Here is an 18,909-nt window from a genome sequence, read left to right as displayed (position 1 = left end):
ACCTTGCGAACTGTGTTGTCAGTCACCGTTCTAAACCTCTCCAGTTGTGTGTCTCGCGCGTTCGGCACATCCATCCATTCACGGTGCAACTTGCTGTACCTGGATGTAGCGCTGGCTTCGTTTGGTGCGATCCTCTACCCGCCCAACGAGCTGGCCACAGGCCGCGTCTATGTCGTCGCCCCGAGTGGTCCTGATTGTTGCAATATAGCCCGCCTTATTGAGGACATCCTGAAAACGCCGGGTTGCATTCATGCTGGGCCGACGGAAATCACTTTCAGGGAACGGGTTGAAGGGAATCAGATTGATCTTGCAGGGCAGCCCTTTAAGGATCACCGCCAATTCACGGGCGTGTTCGGGCTGATCGTTGACGCCCTCGATCACCGTGTACTCAATGGTTGCCTTGCGCTTGTCCGGCAACCCAGAAAGATATCGACGAGTCGCTGCGAGTAGGTCGGCTATCGGATACTTCCTGTTAAGTGGCACGAGCTGATTCCGCAACTCATCATTCGGGGCGTGAAGAGAGATTGCCAGTGAAACATCGGTAACTTCACCCAACCGATCGATTGCCGGAATCACGCCTGACGTACTTACTGTCACACGGCGCTTGGAAATCCCGTAGGCCAGATCTTCCATCATCAGGTTCATGGCATCTACGACGTTGTCAAAATTGAGCAAAGGCTCGCCCATGCCCATCATAACGACGTTGGTGATAGGTCGATCCGGGCCAGGTTCAAACGGCATAAACGCTTTTCTTGCCACCCAAACCTGGCCAATAATTTCCGCTGCCGTAAGGTTTCGATTAAATCCGCGCTTGCCCGTCGAACAAAACGTGCAATCCAGGCTGCAGCCAATCTGTGACGATACACAGAGTGTTCCGCGCTCACCATCCGGTATCAGCACGGTTTCCACGCTATTGCCGTTGTCCATGCGCATTACCCACTTTCGGGTACCGTCTTTGGACGACTCGTCATAGACGACCTCAGGGCCACGAATTTCTGCCACGGCCTTAAGCTTTTCCCTGAGCGACTTGCTCATATTGGTCATTTGATCGAAGTCATCCACACCCCACTGGTGAATCCACTTCAACACCTGGGTTGCGCGGAAACGCTTCTCTCCCAGGGAATCAAAAAATGCTTCAAGCTTGGCTTTCGGCATCCCCAGCAGGTTGGTTTTTTCCGCAACATCTGTCATTCAATAACCTCGATCAGATAACCAATCCGTGCCGGGAAACGCCCGGCACGGTTCGACAAGATCAACCGCGTGGGCAGATTTCGTTGTCGTTAAAGAAATAAGCGATCTCGCGTTCGGCTGACGCGGCAGAGTCCGAGCCATGGACAGCGTTAGCGTCGATCGACGTGGCAAAATCCGCGCGGATAGTGCCGGCTTCGGCTTCTTTCGGGTTAGTCGCACCCATAAGATCGCGATTTTTCAGGATCGCACCTTCGCCTTCCAGGACTTGCACAACAACCGGGCCAGAAGTCATAAAGGCAACGAGGTCATTGAAGAACGGGCGTTCCTTGTGCTCAGCATAGAAGCCTTCGGCCTGCTCTTGAGTCAGATGCATCATTTTGGCAGCGACGATATTCAGACCGGCTTTCTCAAAACGAGTATAGATTTCACCGATCACGTTTTTTGCCACCGCGTCAGGCTTGATAATCGAGAGCGTGCGCTCGTTTGCCATGATTTCTCTCCAGTTGGTTTCCAATAAAATTTCAGGGTTGGGATTATACGCAGTCCGGGGGCAACTGCCTACCGCACCGAACGCAGACGTGTCACGGCATCCACAATCCGGGAGCCTGCAAATTCAACCTCTTCCGCGGTGGTGAAACGCCCCAGAGAGAAGCGCAGCGCCTGATGAGCCTGCTTATCCGAAAGCCCGATCCCTCGAAGCACGTAAGACGGCTCCACCGTCGCCGAGGAACAGGCAGAGCCTGACGACACCGCAAGATCTCTCAGACCCAGCATCAACGACTCTGCGTCCACGCCTTCAAAGGCGAGGTTCAAAATTCCGGGGACTCGATGAGTTTCACTGCCATTAAGGGACACGCCCTCCAAATCTGACAGACTCTCAAGAAATTGTTTTCTCAGTTTTTCGAGGCTGGCCCTTTCTTCATCCAGCTGTTGACTGGCCAGCTCGAATGCCCGCCCCATGCCAACGATCTGATGGGTTGGCAGCGTTCCTGATCGCATACCGCGCTCATGCCCTCCTCCGTGGATCTGGGAGGCAACACGTACGTCTGCAGAGCGCCGAACGTAAAGAGCGCCAACGCCTTTAGGCCCATAGACTTTGTGTCCGGATAGCGACAATAAGTCGACGTTCAATGCCTCGACATCGACCTCTACCTTGCCCGCCGCCTGGGCAGCATCAACGTGAAACATCACGCCTTTTTCGCGGAGCATCTTGCCAATGCTGGCAATGTCGGTTTCGCACCCCAGCTCGTTATTAACCATCATCAGACTGACCAGCGCGGTGTTCTCACGCAAAGCCTGGGAAACCTGATCGACGTTTATCCGGCCGTCGCTCTGCGGCTCAAGCCAAGTCACTTCAACACCCCGGCTTTCCAGCCACTTGCAAGTGTCAACCACAGCCTTGTGTTCAATCAGAGACGTCACAATATGCGGACGGTCACGCCCCTCCACTGCCCCCTTGATTGCCAGGTTGTCGGATTCTGTTGCCCCAGACGTCCATACGATCTCGCGAGTGTCTGCGTGTATCAGCCTGGCAACCTGGTGTCTGGCTTTCTCGACCGCAGCCTCAGCCTGCCAGCCAAAACCATGGGTTCGTGATGCAGGGTTTCCAAACACGCCATCCGGCGTCAGGAACTTGATCATTTCATCAGCAACAACTGGGTCTACGGGCGTTGTTGCCGCATAGTCAAGATAAACGGGTTTCTTCATAGGGGTGTCAGGACTTGTTTAAGACTTTCAGGCTGTTGCCTGATCTGTGAGTCGTTCAGTGTTGATCGTCTCGGAGTCGCCGTCTGCCTGGCGATGATTCTGCCGAGCGGCAACAACCTGGATTTCACGCTTTTTCATCAGATCGCCCAGGCTGATATCGCTCAGGAACTGATGTATCTGGTCGCTCAGGTCAGACCACAAGTGGTGTGTCAGGCACTTCTCGCCATTTTGGCAGTCGCCCTTGTTGCCACATCGGGTTGTATCCAAAGACTCACTGACGGCATCCACTATCTCGGCGATATAAACAGCGTCGGCACCTCGACCCAGCTGATAGCCTCCGCCGGGCCCACGAATGCTTGAGACCAGCGTTTTTCTACGGAGCCTTGAAAACAACTGCTCTAGGTAAGACAGGGATATTCCCTGGCGCTCGGAAATGTCAGCCAGGCTAACAGGGCCCTGATCGCCGTGCAGCGCCAGATCAAGCATCGCAGTCACCGCATAGCGGCCTTTGGTGGTCAATCTCATACAGTCAGCACCGATCAGGGTTTTATCGCAGAATTACTTGATGAGTATGAATTGACCAAGTATTTCAGTCAAGTATTCAGCGTTGCGGCGGCTCGTCCTCCCGCACGCAGTCGAAATCCTCTTCCTTGAGCGGTGGTAAAGCGCCATTCTGATACTCACTGCTCACCTTTCTGAGCGCCTTGCACATGTTCTCGATGCGATCATCGACCACATGCATGTGATCCAGCAGGCTTCGCATGGCCCTGGCGACGGGATCCGGCATTTCTTCGGTGACACCATAGGCGTCAAAGCCCATGCGCTCTTCCATTTCCTTCCTGCGCTGTTCGTCTTCACCCTTGCGCTTGGCGACGACACGGCCCGGGATACCAACGACCGTTGCCCCTTCGGGAACCGCTTTGGTGACCACTGAATTGGATCCAATTTTTGCACCAGCACCTACTTCAAATGGCCCCAGAATTTTGGCACCGGCGCCAACAACGACCCCATTTCCCAATGTGGGATGACGTTTGCCTTTATTCCAGCTGGTACCTCCAAGAGTAACGCCCTGATAAAGGGTGACATCGTCACCAATGACCGTCGTCTCACCAATGACGACACCCATGCCATGGTCAATAAAAAACCTTCGGCCAATGGTCGCTCCGGGATGGATTTCGATGCCAGTCACCCATCGAGCCAGGGTCGAGAAAGTACGGGCCAGCCACTTGAGCCCCAGATTCCAGAGCCAATGGGCAAATCGATGGCAAAGAAGCGCATGAAGGCCGGGATAGTTGGTCAAAACCTCGAACGTATTCCTGGCCGCCGGATCACGGTGAAACACACTCCCGATGTCTTCCCTCAAACGCTTAAACATAATGTCAGTCCTGCTCACTTTCAGTTGTATCGACCTTCTTGGTCGCATTCGTCGTGCCGGCTGATTTCTGCACTGCCGTCAGAATACCCCTGAGTATATTTATTTCCATCTGGTCCAGCTGGGCCCGCTGAAACAGCCGGCGCAATCGTGTCATCAACTGGCGCGGGTTATCCCTGCGGTGAAAATCCACATCCACCAGTACGTCTTCAAGATGACTGAAAAAACCTTCAACATCCTGCACGGGCGCAGGCGGTACGTCCCAGCCAGGGTCGCCTGGCGCCACCATCGGTTTCAGATAGGGGCTCGCTTCTACACCGTCAATGCCTCTGAGGAAGTGCATCCGCAACTCGTAACAAACAACCTGCACAGCCATGGCCAGATTCAAAGAGCTGTAATCCGGGTTCGACGGGATATGGATATGAAAGTGGCAGCGCTGAAGTTCCTCATTGCTCAAACCATGATTCTCGCGACCAAAGACCAACGCTACCGGCCCCGCCTGAGCGTGTTCGGCGGCTTTCGCCGCAGCATCCGGCGGTGCGATGACCGGCCAAGGCACTTTTCGCCCGCGAGCACTGGTACCCATAACGCACACACAATCTGAAATTGCCTCATCCAGGCTGGAAACGACGTGCGCATTGTCCAGCACATCAGATGCGCCGGAAGAACGGGCATACGAAGCCTCGTCCGGGAAAGACACCGGGTTCACCAGGTACAGATTACCCAGCCCCATGTTTTTCATGCCACGAGCAACCGCGCCAATATTACCGGAATGGGAGGTTTCCACGAGAACGATACGAATGTTCTCCCCGAATCCGCCACCTTCTTCCTGTGGCATTGCCGATTTATGCATGACGCCCGAGTCTCTGTTAATCAGTTAAAGAAACAAATCATACCAGATTTGAAACCTGGTCTGTCCCGCGGATTACCCCTAGCTGCGGGATATCGGTGTTAACGCTCATGCTAAAAACACACATGCCGTTTCAGTTTTTGTTATGCTATGCGCCCTTCATACACCTGGGAAATGATCACTCAGATGCAACCAGCGATTAAAATGGCCCTGCGAGTCGCAAGACAGGGCTCCGATTACCTCAAAGCGCATTTTGAACGCCAGGAACCGAATGGCGACAAAGAAGATCGAGCAAAACAACTCGAGCGCGTCGAGCAGTCCATCTATGGCAACTTCCAGGAACAGCTGGAAAAAGCCTACAAGGACCATTCCATTGCCGAGCTGAACCAGGCAGAGGCAGGTGACAGCGATAAAAGCTGGCACATTTTTCCGGTTCTGGGTCGCGAAAATTTCCTCCGGGGCATACCGGATTTCGCACTGGCGCTGCTTCAAAAGCGCAATAACCGCACAGAAAACCTGTTGCTGATCAATCCGATTACCGGTGAGGAATACTCGGCCAGTCGAGGCCACGGCGCTGCGCTGAACAGCCGTCGTGTGCGCACCAGTGAGGTCAAACATGGCTCACAGGCGGCGATTGTCAGCAATCTGTTGGATCAGACCCGCAATGGCGACGATGCCTTGATGTGGGGTGAAATGGCATCACACCTGGCAAAGGACAGCGGCCTGTTCCGCACCGCTGGATGCGTTGCTCTGGACATTGCCAGGGTTGCATCTGGCCACCTGGATGCGGCCGTCATTTTCAAGCCAGAGCCTGTTGATCTGGCCATCGGCGTCACCCTGGCACTGGAGTCCGGCGCACTGACCGGCGATTTCTCTGGCAACCCCTCCACCGAAAAAGCCAAGCAGCTGGTGGTTGCCAACCCGAAATTATTTAAAGAAGTACTGAAAACGCTCCACCCGTTTCGCGGTCGCCTCCCTCGCTAGAGCGCTTTCTCATTCAGCATAAAAAAAGCCGCTATCTGATCGGATAGCGGCTTTTTCGTGTCTGCTCCGGATTTACATCCGGTTGAGCCATTCCGGGGGCTCTTCGGTTTCCTCTTCGCTGCCGGCCAACCCTTCTTTGGGCGGCACGATCAGATCTTCCCGATCAACACCCAGAATAACGAGCAGGTTCGCTGACACGTAGATGGATGAGTAGGTACCAACAACCACGCCAATGATCAATGCAATGGCGAAGTTATTGATGGCCTCGCCACCCAGCAGAAACAAAGCCACCAGTACTACCAGCGTGGTGCCAGACGTATTGATAGTTCGGCTGATGGTCTGGTGAATCGACTCGTTGATCACGTGTTCCGAATCGCCCTCGCGCATCTTGCGAAAGTTCTCCCGAATACGATCCGCAACAACAATGGTGTCGTTCAGCGAGTAACCAATAACGGCCAGCAGCGCTGCCAGTACACTGAGATCAAAGGTCCATTGGAATAGCGCAAAGACGCCCAGAACAATAATGACGTCGTGGGCCAATGGCACCACTGAGGCAATACCAAACTTGAACTGGAAGCGCATGCCGACGTAGATCAGCACCACGGCCAGCGCGATCAGTAGCCCCAGGCCGCTGTCCTCTTTCAGCTCGTCCCCAACCTGGGAACCAACGAATTCAGAACTGACCAATTGCAGCTCGTCGCCGCCCGCAGACAGCACCTCTGTTATCTGCAGTGCCAGCTCGTCGTTGCTGGATTCTGCCATTCGAACAAGCACCGTGGTGTCGGCGCCAAAGTTTTGAACGACAAACTGATCGTATCCGGCATCAGCGAGAGCGGTTCGGATCTCGTCCAGCTCCGGCGCCTGCTGGTATTCCAGCTCTACCGAGGTGCCACCGGTGAAATCAAGACCGAAATTCAGGCCGCGCACAGCCAGAAGCCCGATGGAGATGACGATCAACGCAATGGACAGAACGGAAGCAATTTTCCGAAAGCCCATGAAATCAATGGGTTTCTTGGCAACTTCAGACATTGGCTTGCTTCCCTCCGATCGAGAGCTTTTTGATGGTACGGCCGCCATACACGAGATTGACAATACCTCGGCTGACCATCAACCCGGAGAACATCGATGTCAAAATACCGATGGACAGGGTAACCGCAAAACCTTTCACCGGGCCGGATCCCATCGCAAACAGGATGATGGCAACCAGCAAGGTTGTGATGTTGGCATCAAGAATGGATACGAATGCGCGTGAGTAGCCGGCGTTAATCGCAGATTGTGGCGGCACACCCGTCTTCAGTTCTTCCTTTATACGCTCGAATATCAATACATTGGCGTCTACCGCCATACCGACCGTCAATACGATACCGGCGATGCCCGGAAGCGTAAGCGTTGCCGACAGTATCGACATGCACGCGATCAGAAGCATCAGGTTCAGGGTCAGGGTGGCATTGGCAATCAGACCAAAGCCCCGATAGTAGAAGACCATGTACACCAGCACCAGAATAAAGCCGAGCATCACCGACATCATGCCGGCATCGATGTTCTTCTGCCCCAGGCTAGGCCCGATGGTACGTTCCTGCACAAAATACATGGGCGCTGCGAGCGAACCTGCCCTCAGCAACAGCGCAAGCTCCGAGGCCTCAGGAATCGAGTCAAGCCCGGTAATCCGGAAGCTTGCACCCAACGCTGACTGGATGGTTGCAAGGCTGATAATCCCTTTTTCCACAACGCGCTCTTCGACGATCTTGGGCTCGCCATCGACCATTACCTCTTCAGTCTCGGTCCGGTATTCGATGAACAGAACCGCCATACGACGGCCAATGGCATTGCGGGTGGCCCGGTTCATCAGGTCACCGCCCACCGAATCCATGGTGATATTGACCTGAGGCTGGCCGTTTTCATCAAACGCCTGCTGGGCGTTGGAGACGTTGTCGCCCGTCACAATGACTTCCCGAAGCAAACGAGCCGTCCGGTTGGGATTGTCCCGGAACGGGAAGGTTTCCACGTCCGCAGAAGCCGCATCCTGTGGCGCCTCCAGACGGAACTCAAGATTCGCGGTAGCACCGAGAACCCGCTTGGCGGCAGCTGTGTCCTGCACACCCGGAAGCTCTACGATAATGCGATCGGCACCCTGGCGCTGCACCAAAGGTTCGGCCACGCCGAGTTCGTTCACACGGTTACGGATGGTTGTCAGATTCTGTTGGAGCGCGTAGTCCTGAATGGACTGTATTTCCGGTTCTGACATGGTCAGCACCAGCTGGAAAACGCCCTCTTCCGGCTCTTCGTTACGGATCTGAAACTGGTTGTATTGTCCGCGAATCAGGGTTTCGGCTTCTGACCGGGACTCTTCATCGCGAAAGGTCAGCGCAATCGAACGGTCACCGGCAACGTCGCCACCACGGTAGCGAATTCGCTCATCACGGAGCTCGCGCTTGATCTGGCCCGACATGGCTTCGAGCCGCTGATCAACCGCCGTTTCCATATCCACTTCAAGCAGGAAATGTACGCCACCACGCAGATCAAGACCCAGCTTCATCGGCCCGGCGCCTACCGAGCGCAGCCAATCAGGGGTCGACGCTGCCATATTCAGTGCCACCAGATAGTCACGGCCCAATGCCTCCTGAACCGCAGGGCGGGCCTTCAACTGGTCTTCAGCGCTGTTAAGCCGAATCAGAGCGTCACGCTCTTGCAGCTCCGAATCCTTGACCTCAATTCCCTGCGCCTCAAGGGCACCGAGTGCGCGGTCAAGTATGCGCTGATCTACCTGTGTGCTGCTTCGGGCACCGGTGATCTGAACAGCAAAATCATCAGGAAAAAGGTTCGGTAAGGCGTAAACAAATCCGATCAGCAGTGCGAACACGATGACCAGATTCTTCCAAAGTGGATACTTGTTCAGCATGGGGTTCCTTTAAAGCCGACCGGGAGGCCGGCTGTCTTTCTCAACTTGGCGAAGAAGCGTCTGTCCGCCTGTGCGGAATCAGATGTCTTTGAGAGTGCCTTTTGGCAGCGCAGCGGCAACCGCGACCTTCTGGACCTTCACTTCAACGTTGTCGGAGATTTCCAGAACGATGAAATCATCGGCCACTTTGGTGATCTTGCCAGCAACGCCACCAGAGGTAACCACTTCATCACCTTTATTGAGACCTTCCATCAGCGCTTTGTGCTCTTTGGTGCGCTTTGACTGTGGACGCCAGATCAGGAAATAGAAAATCAGGATAAAGCCAGCAAAGAAGATGATCTGGCCCATGGCGCCCATACCCTGTTCAGCAGGGGCCTGCGCCAATGCAAGTGCCGGCATGGTGGCAAGAATAGCGGCTACAAGCAGCTTGATAGATTTCATGTACAAAACTCCGTCTGTCGTCATTCGGTTAGAAGTTCGGCTAGCACGATCACCAGCGGGCGACACTCGTTAATCCGCAAGTGGCGGTACGGTTTCACCCCGGCGCGCGTAGAAGTCGCTGATAAAGTCCGACAATGTACCTGCTTCAATGGCCCCACGCAATCCAGCCATGATGTTCTGGTAGTAGCGCAGGTTGTGAATAGTGTTTAATTGTGCACCCAGCATTTCGCCACACTTATCAAGATGATGCAGATAACTTCTAGAAAAGTTCTCGCATGTGTAGCAATCACATTGATCGTCCAGAGGCTGCGTATCGTGACGATGACGCGCATTCCGGATTTTCACGATGCCGGTAGAGGTAAACAGATATCCGTTGCGCGCGTTCCGGGTTGGCATCACACAATCAAACATATCAACCCCACGACGCACCGCTTCAACGATGTCCTCTGGGCGCCCCACTCCCATCAGGTACCGGGGTTTGTCTTCCGGCATTCTGGGCGGCAGGTGATCCAGAATCCGAATCATGTCTTCCTTGGGTTCACCGACGGACAACCCACCAATGGCGTATCCATCAAACCCGATGTCGGTCAGCCCCTGTAACGACCTGTCTCGCAGGCTTTCGTACATCCCGCCCTGAACGATGCCAAACAATGCGGCCGGGTTCCCTTCATGGGCATCTTTGCTGCGCTGAGCCCAGCGCAAAGACATTTCCATCGACTCTCGTGCTTGAGTTTCGGTAGCAGGATACGGGGTACATTCGTCAAAAATCATGACGATGTCGGAACCAAGATCTCTTTGGACCTGCATGGCGATTTCCGGAGACAGCTCCACTGGCGACCCATCAACCGGCGAACGGAAAGTAACGCCCTGCTCTGTGATTTTTCGCATTTCCCCGAGGCTGAACACCTGAAAGCCGCCGGAATCCGTCAGAATTGGCCCCTGCCATTGCGTGAAGTCGTGTAGGTCACCATGGGCTTTCACCACTTCTGTCCCCGGCCGCAGCATCAGGTGAAAGGTATTACCCAGGATGATCTGTGCACCAATGGCCTCGATGTCTCTGGGCAACATACCCTTGACCGTACCGTAGGTACCGACCGGCATAAACGCCGGCGTTTCGACCGTCCCGCGCGGGAAGTTGAGCCGACCACGGCGAGCACGGCCGTCTTCGCCCAGCTTCTCGAACGACATAAAGCAGGATGCACTCATGAAGAAACTCCCTGGTCACTTGAGGCGTATTCGGCCGCAAGACTGGACTGTTGCCCGGTGATAAACATGGCGTCGCCATAACTGAAAAACCGGTATCGTTGGTCTACCGCTGCCTGGTACGCATTCATGATGTGTTGATGCCCGGCGAACGCGCTGACTAGCATAATCAGCGTAGATTCCGGCAAATGAAAGTTGGTGACCATGGCATCAACGGTCTGAAACCGATAGCCGGGGTGGATGAAAATGTCGGTCTCATCCTCAAAAGGTCGAAGCTCTCCGTTCTGACTTGCAGATTCGAGGGAGCGTACCGAGGTGGTTCCAACGGCGACCACTCTTCCCCCACGCTCACGGGCAGAGCGAACCGCTGCAACCGCCTGTTCTGGAACTCGCACGACTTCACTGTGCATAACGTGGTCTTCGATGGCATCAACGCGCACAGGCTGAAAGGTACCTGCGCCCACGTGAAGGGTGACAAAGGTGTGCTCAACACCACGCTGCGCCAACTGTCTCAGAATTTCGTCGTCAAAATGCAAACCGGCAGTTGGGGCTGCCACGGCGCCTGCTTCTCTTGCGTAGACGGTCTGATACCGCTCGCGATCGGTGGACTCATCGGGGCGATCCACGTAGGGCGGCAAAGGCATGTGGCCAATACGTTCCAGAAGCGACAGCAGTGTTTCCTCGCCATCAGAGCGAAGATGAAACAACGCACCCTCGCGGCCTTCCATGGTCAGGCGCGAGCCGTCTTCCAGAATTACAAGCTGGCCGGGTTTCAGCGCTTTGGACGCTTTCACATGTGCCAGCATGTCCTGGTCGCCCAACAGCCTCTCCATCAATATTTCGACCTGGCCACCGGTTTCTTTCTTTGCGAACAGTCTGGCTGGAATCACCCGGGTATCATTAAAAACCAGAAGATCACCGGGATTCAGAAGATCAACCACATCCCTGAAATGACGATGCTCGATTGCGCCGGTAGCGCCATCCAATGTCAGTAAGCGGGAACCACTGCGTTGCTCGAGTGGGTATCTGGCGATGAGTTCATCAGGAAGATCGAAATGGAAGTCTGAGACGTTCATTGGCAGGTTTCTGGTACGCCGTCGGAAAGACGCTCGCCTTAAATGGTAGCGGTGGGCGGACTCGAACCGCCACGCCCGTGAAGGCAACGGATTTTGAATCCGTCGTGTCTACCAATTTCACCACACCGCCACTTGGAACGTCTTCAGCTTTTGAAGAGCCTTCAACGATGAGCGAGTCACCGTTCAAGAAGTGGTGGCGATTATACTGACGTCGCGTACGAAAGCAACGGGATCATCCACCAACATACCCTCAAATAATCGTTATAACCGGTCAAACAGGGAAAGCCGCGATACCTGCGCAAACGATTGCTGGGCCGCCTGCAGCACGAAACTCTGGAAACTCAGGTTACTGATCGCTTCAGAATAATCCACGTCTCGCAATTCGGAGCGGATTTCTTCGCTGTAAACTGAAGAATCCTCGAGAAACTGCTTTGTAGACTCCACTGCGTTCAGGCGCCCACCCAGTTCAGTCTGGGTCAGCACAATACTTTCCTGGGCGTTGTCCAGGTTATTCAGGCTATTGGCGATCAGGTCGTTGTATTGGGCCATCCCTGCCGGGTTGCCCTTGTCGATGTTATCCAGACCGTCGATCAGGTTTTCGATAGTGCTGAAGACCGATTGTTTCTCTCCGGCCCGTATCGAAAACTGATCACCGTTGCCAGCATCGGTAATGGTTGCCCTGACACCCGCAATCTCAAAAGGCTCGCCGCTGGTGTATGCGATGGGCGGTGCGGTCAGAACCGCTCCAGTACGGCTATTGGTCGCGGTCAGTGTGCCTGCCCCCGTGTCCACGGTAATCTCGATATCATCCGGAGAAACCGCCGAAAAGGCCGACTCGTCGATTACCTCAACACTATTGATACGCGCACCCGGCGCATTGCCGGGATCACTTTCTCCGAAGGTTGAAGCGCGAACGTCGGAATAGATGCCTTTGCCGTGGTCACTGATCGGCACACTGACGCCATCATCGATTTCCAGCGACCGCTGGCCTTCATCGCCCTGATACACCCAACTGCCGTTCGCATCCTGAACAAACGCCGGCTGCGCGCCCTGGAAACCACTGAAGATGTATTCACCCGATGCGTCTCGGGTATTGGCAATGTCCGCCAGCTGGCCCAACCTTTCCTTGATTTCGGCCGAGATCGACCTTCGGTCGTTGGCAGACAGTGAACCATTGCCAGCCTGAACCGTCAGTTCGCGAACTCTCTGAATAACGTCGATAGAACGATCCAGGGCGTTCTCTTCCTGCTCCAGCCTGTTCTCCGCCAGGTCCGTGTTGCGCTGATAGGTCTCGATACGCTGCAGCTCTTGATCCAGCTTCAGAATACGAGCCGCAGCAACCGGGTCGTCCGATGGACGATTGACCCGTTGGCCCGTGGAGATCTGCTCCTGGGTCTTGTTCAGATTGCTGTTAAGATCCTGAAGGCGGTTAATACCGCCCTGAAAAATCTGCTGCGATGATATTCTGATCATGTCAGATCACCTCTCCTGATACCCGGCGCGTTACCGGAACGTCTGTAGCAACGTATTGAACAGATCCTGCGCCACACTCATCACTTGGGCGGACGCGTTGTAAGCCGCCTGGTACTGAATCAACCGCCCCGCTTCCTCATCAAGGTTGACGCCAGACACCGACTCCCGCTGGTTCGTGGACTGCTCGAGCAGCGTCTGCCCCGAATCCTTATCGAGCTGGCTCTGACGGGTTTTCACTCCAATTTCTCCCACCAGACTGGCATAAGCTTCCGAAAAGCTCTGACTGCTACCGTCCAGAGTGTTCTTGGTGCCAAGCGCTGCCATCAATTCCGCATTCCGGTTATCTGAAATGCCATTGGTGTTGTATCCGATACTGAACGAATCACCCGGCCTGGGCGCTCCGGACACTTCAAACTGGAATCCGTAGTAATTGGCCGAACGGGGGTCTTCTGTAAACAGCTTGTTGGACACGCCGGGTTGGAACACATTAACCGGCGGAACTGCCGCCGCATCACCGGCCTGAAGTACCGTGCCGTTGCTGGCATTCACCACATCAAATACCAGCTGCCCGCCATCATCCCGGAACTGGATATCCAGCGGAGGAGACAATTGGCCTTGTTGCCTGAAATTCGGTAACAGTGCATTGGTGAACGGGTCTCTCACGTTCAGCATCGTGCCCTGGCTGATCACACCGTCTCCGCCGTTGGCGCTATTGGCTTCCGCCCTGACGGGGCTGGCAAAGGCAATGTCTTCCTCCCGATTCAACGCAAGCTCCAGACTTGCAGCAGCCTGGCGGGTCGGTTCTATCAGGAAGCTATCGCCGGCATTGAAGGTGCCGCCCTCGACGCGAATATTGAATCCGGGCATGGAGATTTCTGACTGAACCGGGTCCGGCAGGCGTCCCTGGTTCACGATTTCGCCCGTTGAACGGTCAACCAGCTCGAAGTCGCGCCCGTCGCCACCGAATCTGAGGGACCAGCTCCCACCCAGCAATTCGGAGCTATCGATGATTTCTACGGCCAGCTGGGCATTTCGAGGCGCCGCGTTGTTGGCGTTCGGTATTACCCGACCGCTCTGAGCCGCCTGGCTATTGATGTCTGTGAAGAACACACCACCCAGATCACCCTCCAGGTCCATACCGATTTCGTGTTGGTGGTTGACGGTATCCGCAAGTGCCAGGGCAATACGACCCAGTTCAGCCTCAGCCGGCCGAAGACCCTGCTCCGTAAAACGACGAAGACCCCCGAGCTTGCCGCCCACGATCTGCTCATCCACATTAAGTGTCCGGCCACCGCTGGTCAGCGTAAATTCCAGGTAGTTGGGATCTTCTGAATTGTCACGAACGCCCAGCGTTGCCGCCGTCGATTCAAGCACCAGAGACTGGCCATTCTGAAGGGAGACATTGACCTGACTGCCCTCGGTCTGTACCACACGAATGCTGACCAGTTCAGACAGCTGGCGCAGTTTCTCATCCCTCTGATCCAGCAAGGCATTTGGCTCACGGCCCTGTGCCAACCCCGGAGACTCCGCAATTGCCTTATTCAGTTCTGCAATGCTCTGTATTAACGCATTGGCATCCTCAACACCCTGCCGCATCTGAGTCTTGATGGACTCTCGCTGCTGGATAAACTCGGTGTTGAGGCCCTGAAACCGATTCACGATTTGCTGGGCTTCGCTGAGTACCAGTTGCCGCTGCGGCAGCGATGTTGGATCTTCAGCCGCATTCTGAAGGCTTGAGAAGAAATTATTCAGGGCATTACTCAACCCTGTGGCGTTGCCACCGAGGAGGTTGTCCAACCTCGACAGTTCCGAATTCAACGCATCCTGCTCGCCCACCAATGAGCTATCTTCCCTCACCTGCTGGGTCAGGAACTCATTGGCCAGACGACGGATATCCGTCACCTGAACGCCAGATCCAATGTACCCGGCACCGGTGTTACGACCCGGCTGGGTTTCAAACTGGACTTCCTGGCGACTGTAGCCGGGCGTGTTGGCATTGGTGATGTTATTGCCCGTGGTATTCAACGCCGATTGGTGACCAAGGATACCGGTCAGACCAATATTGATTAAGCCTGCCATATCTTACTCCTCAGCCCCGCCAGACAAGGTTGTCATTGAGCCAATATCAAGAACGTCGTTGTTCAGGATGCGGCGGATTTTCTCGCCATAGTTCGGATCGGTGGCATACCCGGCTTGTTGCAATCGGTCAGCGAAAACGTCCGGCTCATCTGCGGCCGCCAGCACATCACGGTACCGCGGGTTGGATTCGAGGAATTCCGCGTAGTCGCGGAAGCTGGCCTCGTAATCCGGGTAGGCACGGAAAGCTGCCCGCTCATTCATGGGCACGCCTTCCCGGAATTCCGTCGTTGCGATGTCCACAGAATGGCCGGACCAGCGATAATCAGCCTTGATACCAAACAGGTTGAAGCTGGGCTTACCGCCTTCGCCTTCGATCATGTGCTTGCCCCAACCCGTTTCGAGAGCTGCCTGAGCAATCATCACTTTTGGATCGATGCCGCTCGATTCGGAGGCCCTCTCCGCCAACGGCAGAAGGTGGCTGATGAATTCCTGCGGGCTCTGGAACTGCGACGGAAGGCTTTCAAGGGGCTTCGGCTGCTCTACCGGCTTCGACGATTTCATCACTTCGTCTACCTGCTTAACCTGCTCAGGCAGGCGCCTGGAAATGACCGGCAAACTGCGGTCGTAATCCGACAATCCCGACTTATGAGCGGCCAGTGGCTCGCCTTCCGGATCCATGCCGGGAATCTGACGGCTAAGCTGCCGTACCAGCGCTTCAGCCAGGCCTGTTCCCTGTTTCTGGGACAGAGTCAGCGACAGCTGCTTATCAAACATCTCCCGATAGAATTCAGACTGCTTGCTGTTGAGCATGTTGCCCTCGGCGAACACATCACCCGCCTTGCGCATGGACTTGACCATTTCCTGCAGAAACAGGCCTTCAAACTGCTTCGCCACTTCCCGCAAAGCGCCTTTTTCATCGGTGCGAGCGCGCGCCTTGAGGGCGTTCAGGCCCTCAAATTCGGTGTAAACCTGTGCTTGCTGAAGACTCACATCCTGCATCGCGACACCTAGATAACAATCAGCTCGGCGCGCAGCGCGCCGGCCTGTTTCAATGCTTCGAGAACCGCCATGACATCACCGGGGGCAGCGCCCACCTGATTCACTGCCTGGACAATCTGGTTCAGCGTCACCGCAGGACCAAACTGGAACATGCGAGCAGGATCTTCGGTGATGGCAATCTGGGTGTTGGGCTCAACGGCTGCTTCCGCATCGGTAAAGGGATTCGGCTGTTCCACGTCCGGGTTTTCCTGAATCGTGACCGTCAAATTGCCGTGGGTGACCGCCGCGGCACTCACCTGAACATTTTTGCCCACCACGATGGTGCCAGTGCGGCTGTTGATCACCACTTTGGCCGCCTCCTCGGCGGGATCCACCGTCATGTTTTCCAGAATCGACAGGAAGCTGACTCGCTGAGACGGATCCCGGGGCGCACGTACAGACACCGAGGTGGCGTCATGGGCGTAAGCCATGTCTGGCCCGAGAGCGCTGTTGATTGCTTCGACTACCCGGCGAGCCGTGGTGAAGTCCGGGCGCAGCAGGTTGAACGTAATGGTGTCCCCTTCAGAGAAAGGCGAGTTCACCTGACGCTCGATGGTTGCACCGTTGGGTATACGGCCGACGCTGGGAACATTAACGGTAATACGCGAACCATCCGAGCCCCCGGCACCAAATCCGCCAACCACCAGGTTCCCCTGGGCCATGGCATACACCTGATCGTCCGCGCCTTTTAACGGAGTCATCAGCAGGGTGCCACCGCGCAAGCTATCCGCATTGCCGATGGAAGACACCGTGATGTCCATTTCCTGGCCCGGTTTGGCGAACGGCGGCAGATTGGCCGTCACCGTCACCGCGGCCACATTGGCCAATCCGGGGTTCACGCCGGGCGGCAGGGTAATGCCGAACTGGTTCATCATGTTGCGGAACGTCTGATTGGTGAACGGTGCGGAATCGCCGGTACCGTCCAGGCCAACCACCAGGCCGTAACCCACCAATTGGTTGTTACGTACGCCCTTGATTCGAGCAAGGTCCTTCAAGCGGTCCGCCAGCACAGGAGCGGCGACAACCGACAACACCAGCAACGCAATCACTAGCCGAAGCGTTTTCATAGCGGGAACCACTCACTGTTGAAGAATCGGGCCAGCCAGCCCATCTGATTAGCCTGATCGAAATCCCCGGTGCCGCCATAAGCAATACGGGCATCGGCGATTCGGTTCGAGGCCACCACGTTGTCCGGGGAGATATCCTGGGGGCGTACCAGACCGGTCAGGCGTATGTACTCGTCGCCATTGGTCAAGGACAACCATTTTTCCCCGCGAATCCGCAGCACTCCGTTAGGCAGGACTTCCGTTACGGTGACTGTAATGCTGCCATTCAGGCTGTTGCTCTGGTCCGCTTCGGCAGAGCCCTCGAAGTCTCGCTCTGCGTCCACATTGGTGGCCAGATCAAAGCTCTTGTTCAGAATCTGAGGGCTCGGCATTGAGATTTCATTGTCTTTGGTAATGCTGCTCTCGGCGTTCTTGCTCGCCTGGGTGGATTCCTCAAGCGTGACGGTCAGAACATCACCCACGTTCAACGCGACGGTATCCCCATACAGGCTGTAATTGCGTGAGGACTGAAAAATGGCACCGGAATTGGGATCACGCTGCATCATGGTGTCAGGACGAACCGGCGCATAGGCCGGATCATCCGGAACAGGACGTTCACGGTTCAGCGCCGTGCAGCCCTGTAGCAGCACCAAACCGGCAACCAACGCCGATGTACCGATACGTGACAACCTGCTGTTTTGCTGATGTGAGCGTGACATAACCCTCTCCTGGCGTTCTCTATATCAACGATCAGAGTTAGCCGATGTTATTGGTGATGAACTGGAGCATCTGGTCCGTGGCAGACACCACTTTGGAGTTCATCTCGTAGGCACGCTGAGTGGTGATCATGTTGACCAGTTCCTCAACCACCTCCACGTTGGAAGACTCCACCATGCCCTGCTCCAGCGAGCCCAGGCCGGCCAGGCCAGGCTCACCTTCTGTCGGGTCACCACTGGCATTTGTCGCCTTGAACAGGTTGTTACCGATGGCCTGCAAGCCCTGCGGATTGATGAAATCCACCAGAGTAATTTGGCCCAGATTCTGGGGCGCCTGCTGATCATCAGTCACGGCCGTTACCGTGCCGTCTTTCCCGATCGTGATGTTGGTAGCGTTTTCCGGAACATTGATGTTCGGCTCCAGTGTGTAGCCATCGGGGTTCACAATGTCGCCATTGGAATTCAGCTGGAATTCGCCATCACGGGTGTAGGCAATCTGGCCATCAGGCAACAGGATCTGCATGAAACCGCGTCCGTTAACCGCCATATCCAGCGGTTGCTCTGTTACTTCCAGATTGCCCTGGGAAAACTGCTTTGCCGTTCCCACAACCCGCACACCCGTGCCCAGTTGCAGACCCGACGGTAGCTCGGAGTTCTGAGTATTCAGACCACCCGGCTGACGGTCGATCTGATACAACAGATCCTGAAACACCGCGCGATCACGCTTGAAGCCGGTGGTGTTCACGTTGGCCAGGTTGTTCGAGATCGTGGACATGTTGGTGTCCTGCGCGGCCAACCCGGTTTTACTGACCCATAATGCTGGATGCATGGTGC

The 18,909-nt window shown here is 55.4% G+C and carries 18 protein-coding genes and 1 tRNA gene; 1 reads left to right on the top strand and 18 read right to left on the bottom strand.

Features of this window, described 5'->3' with window-relative positions:
- Positions 1-78 precede the first annotated feature (78 nt).
- The 6 genes from rlmN to trmJ all read right to left on the bottom strand — a co-directional run bounded on the left by rlmN (position 79) and on the right by trmJ (position 5,123).
- Positions 79-1,191 (bottom strand): dual-specificity RNA methyltransferase RlmN, encoded by a 1,113-nt coding sequence (rlmN, locus tag QLQ17_RS08225; RefSeq protein ID WP_283209109.1) that lies wholly within the window; start codon positions 1,189-1,191, stop codon positions 79-81.
- Between the two features lie 61 nt (positions 1,192-1,252).
- The gene (ndk, locus tag QLQ17_RS08220; RefSeq protein WP_283209108.1) at positions 1,253-1,681 is read right to left on the bottom strand and encodes a nucleoside-diphosphate kinase; all 429 of its coding nucleotides are present in this window, start codon (positions 1,679-1,681) and stop codon (positions 1,253-1,255) included.
- 68 nt (positions 1,682-1,749) lie between these two features.
- Positions 1,750-2,898, bottom strand: coding sequence for an IscS subfamily cysteine desulfurase (locus QLQ17_RS08215; RefSeq protein ID WP_283209107.1), 1,149 nt, complete (start codon positions 2,896-2,898; stop codon positions 1,750-1,752).
- Between the two features lie 27 nt (positions 2,899-2,925).
- On the bottom strand, positions 2,926-3,423 hold the full coding sequence (gene iscR, locus QLQ17_RS08210) for a Fe-S cluster assembly transcriptional regulator IscR (RefSeq protein ID WP_283209106.1): 498 nt from the start codon (positions 3,421-3,423) through the stop codon (positions 2,926-2,928).
- A 76-nt stretch (positions 3,424-3,499) separates the two neighbouring features.
- Positions 3,500-4,273 (bottom strand): serine O-acetyltransferase, encoded by a 774-nt coding sequence (gene cysE / locus QLQ17_RS08205; protein WP_283209105.1) that lies wholly within the window; start codon positions 4,271-4,273, stop codon positions 3,500-3,502.
- A 4-nt stretch (positions 4,274-4,277) separates the two neighbouring features.
- Positions 4,278-5,123 carry a tRNA (cytosine(32)/uridine(32)-2'-O)-methyltransferase TrmJ gene (trmJ, locus tag QLQ17_RS08200; protein WP_283209104.1) on the bottom strand — a complete coding sequence of 282 codons (846 nt, stop codon included), beginning with the start codon at positions 5,121-5,123 and terminating at the stop codon, positions 4,278-4,280.
- 183 nt (positions 5,124-5,306) lie between these two features.
- On the opposite strand from trmJ, the gene QLQ17_RS08195 reads away from it, so the two are divergent.
- A complete protein-coding gene (locus QLQ17_RS08195; protein ID WP_283209103.1) occupies positions 5,307-6,104 on the top strand; it encodes an inositol monophosphatase family protein in 798 nt (265 codons plus the stop codon).
- 72 nt (positions 6,105-6,176) lie between these two features.
- Here QLQ17_RS08195 and secF read toward each other — a convergent pair whose 3' ends face one another.
- From secF to flgG, 12 genes are all read right to left on the bottom strand, one after another.
- Complete coding sequence (secF, locus tag QLQ17_RS08190; protein WP_283209102.1) at positions 6,177-7,133, bottom strand: protein translocase subunit SecF; 957 nt, start codon at positions 7,131-7,133, stop codon at positions 6,177-6,179.
- Positions 7,126-9,003 (bottom strand): protein translocase subunit SecD, encoded by a 1,878-nt coding sequence (secD, locus tag QLQ17_RS08185; RefSeq protein ID WP_283209101.1) that lies wholly within the window; start codon positions 9,001-9,003, stop codon positions 7,126-7,128. Before secD ends, secF begins: the two co-directional genes overlap by 8 nt.
- 78 nt (positions 9,004-9,081) lie before the next feature.
- Positions 9,082-9,444: a preprotein translocase subunit YajC gene (yajC, locus tag QLQ17_RS08180; protein ID WP_283209100.1), complete on the bottom strand. Its 363-nt coding sequence runs from the start codon at positions 9,442-9,444 to the stop codon at positions 9,082-9,084.
- Between the two features lie 69 nt (positions 9,445-9,513).
- Positions 9,514-10,650, bottom strand: a complete 1,137-nt coding sequence (gene tgt / locus QLQ17_RS08175) for a tRNA guanosine(34) transglycosylase Tgt (RefSeq protein WP_283209099.1) — start codon at positions 10,648-10,650, stop codon at positions 9,514-9,516.
- Positions 10,647-11,723 carry a tRNA preQ1(34) S-adenosylmethionine ribosyltransferase-isomerase QueA gene (queA, locus tag QLQ17_RS08170; RefSeq protein ID WP_283209098.1) on the bottom strand — a complete coding sequence of 359 codons (1,077 nt, stop codon included), beginning with the start codon at positions 11,721-11,723 and terminating at the stop codon, positions 10,647-10,649. The genes tgt and queA overlap by 4 nt, the downstream gene beginning before the upstream one ends.
- Positions 11,724-11,766: 43 nt before the next feature.
- Positions 11,767-11,853, bottom strand: a tRNA-Leu gene (locus tag QLQ17_RS08165).
- A gap of 131 nt (positions 11,854-11,984) precedes the next feature.
- Positions 11,985-13,196: a flagellar hook-associated protein FlgL gene (flgL, locus tag QLQ17_RS08160; protein ID WP_283209097.1), complete on the bottom strand. Its 1,212-nt coding sequence runs from the start codon at positions 13,194-13,196 to the stop codon at positions 11,985-11,987.
- A 30-nt stretch (positions 13,197-13,226) separates the two neighbouring features.
- Positions 13,227-15,275, bottom strand: a complete 2,049-nt coding sequence (flgK, locus tag QLQ17_RS08155) for a flagellar hook-associated protein FlgK (protein ID WP_283209096.1) — start codon at positions 15,273-15,275, stop codon at positions 13,227-13,229.
- Between the two features lie 3 nt (positions 15,276-15,278).
- A complete protein-coding gene (flgJ, locus tag QLQ17_RS08150; RefSeq protein ID WP_283209095.1) occupies positions 15,279-16,274 on the bottom strand; it encodes a flagellar assembly peptidoglycan hydrolase FlgJ in 996 nt (331 codons plus the stop codon).
- 8 nt (positions 16,275-16,282) lie between these two features.
- A complete protein-coding gene (locus tag QLQ17_RS08145; protein WP_283209094.1) occupies positions 16,283-17,380 on the bottom strand; it encodes a flagellar basal body P-ring protein FlgI in 1,098 nt (365 codons plus the stop codon).
- Positions 17,377-18,078 (bottom strand): flagellar basal body L-ring protein FlgH, encoded by a 702-nt coding sequence (gene flgH / locus QLQ17_RS08140; protein WP_283209093.1) that lies wholly within the window; start codon positions 18,076-18,078, stop codon positions 17,377-17,379. Before flgH ends, QLQ17_RS08145 begins: the two co-directional genes overlap by 4 nt.
- Before the next feature lie 37 nt (positions 18,079-18,115).
- Positions 18,116-18,904 carry a flagellar basal-body rod protein FlgG gene (flgG, locus tag QLQ17_RS08135; protein WP_283209092.1) on the bottom strand — a complete coding sequence of 263 codons (789 nt, stop codon included), beginning with the start codon at positions 18,902-18,904 and terminating at the stop codon, positions 18,116-18,118.
- Positions 18,905-18,909 lie beyond the last annotated feature (5 nt).

Source organism: Marinobacter sp. CHS3-4 (assembly GCF_030053415.1).
Classification (GTDB): Bacteria; Pseudomonadota; Gammaproteobacteria; order Pseudomonadales; family Oleiphilaceae; genus Marinobacter.
This window is presented reverse-complemented; position numbering and strand designations above follow the sequence as displayed.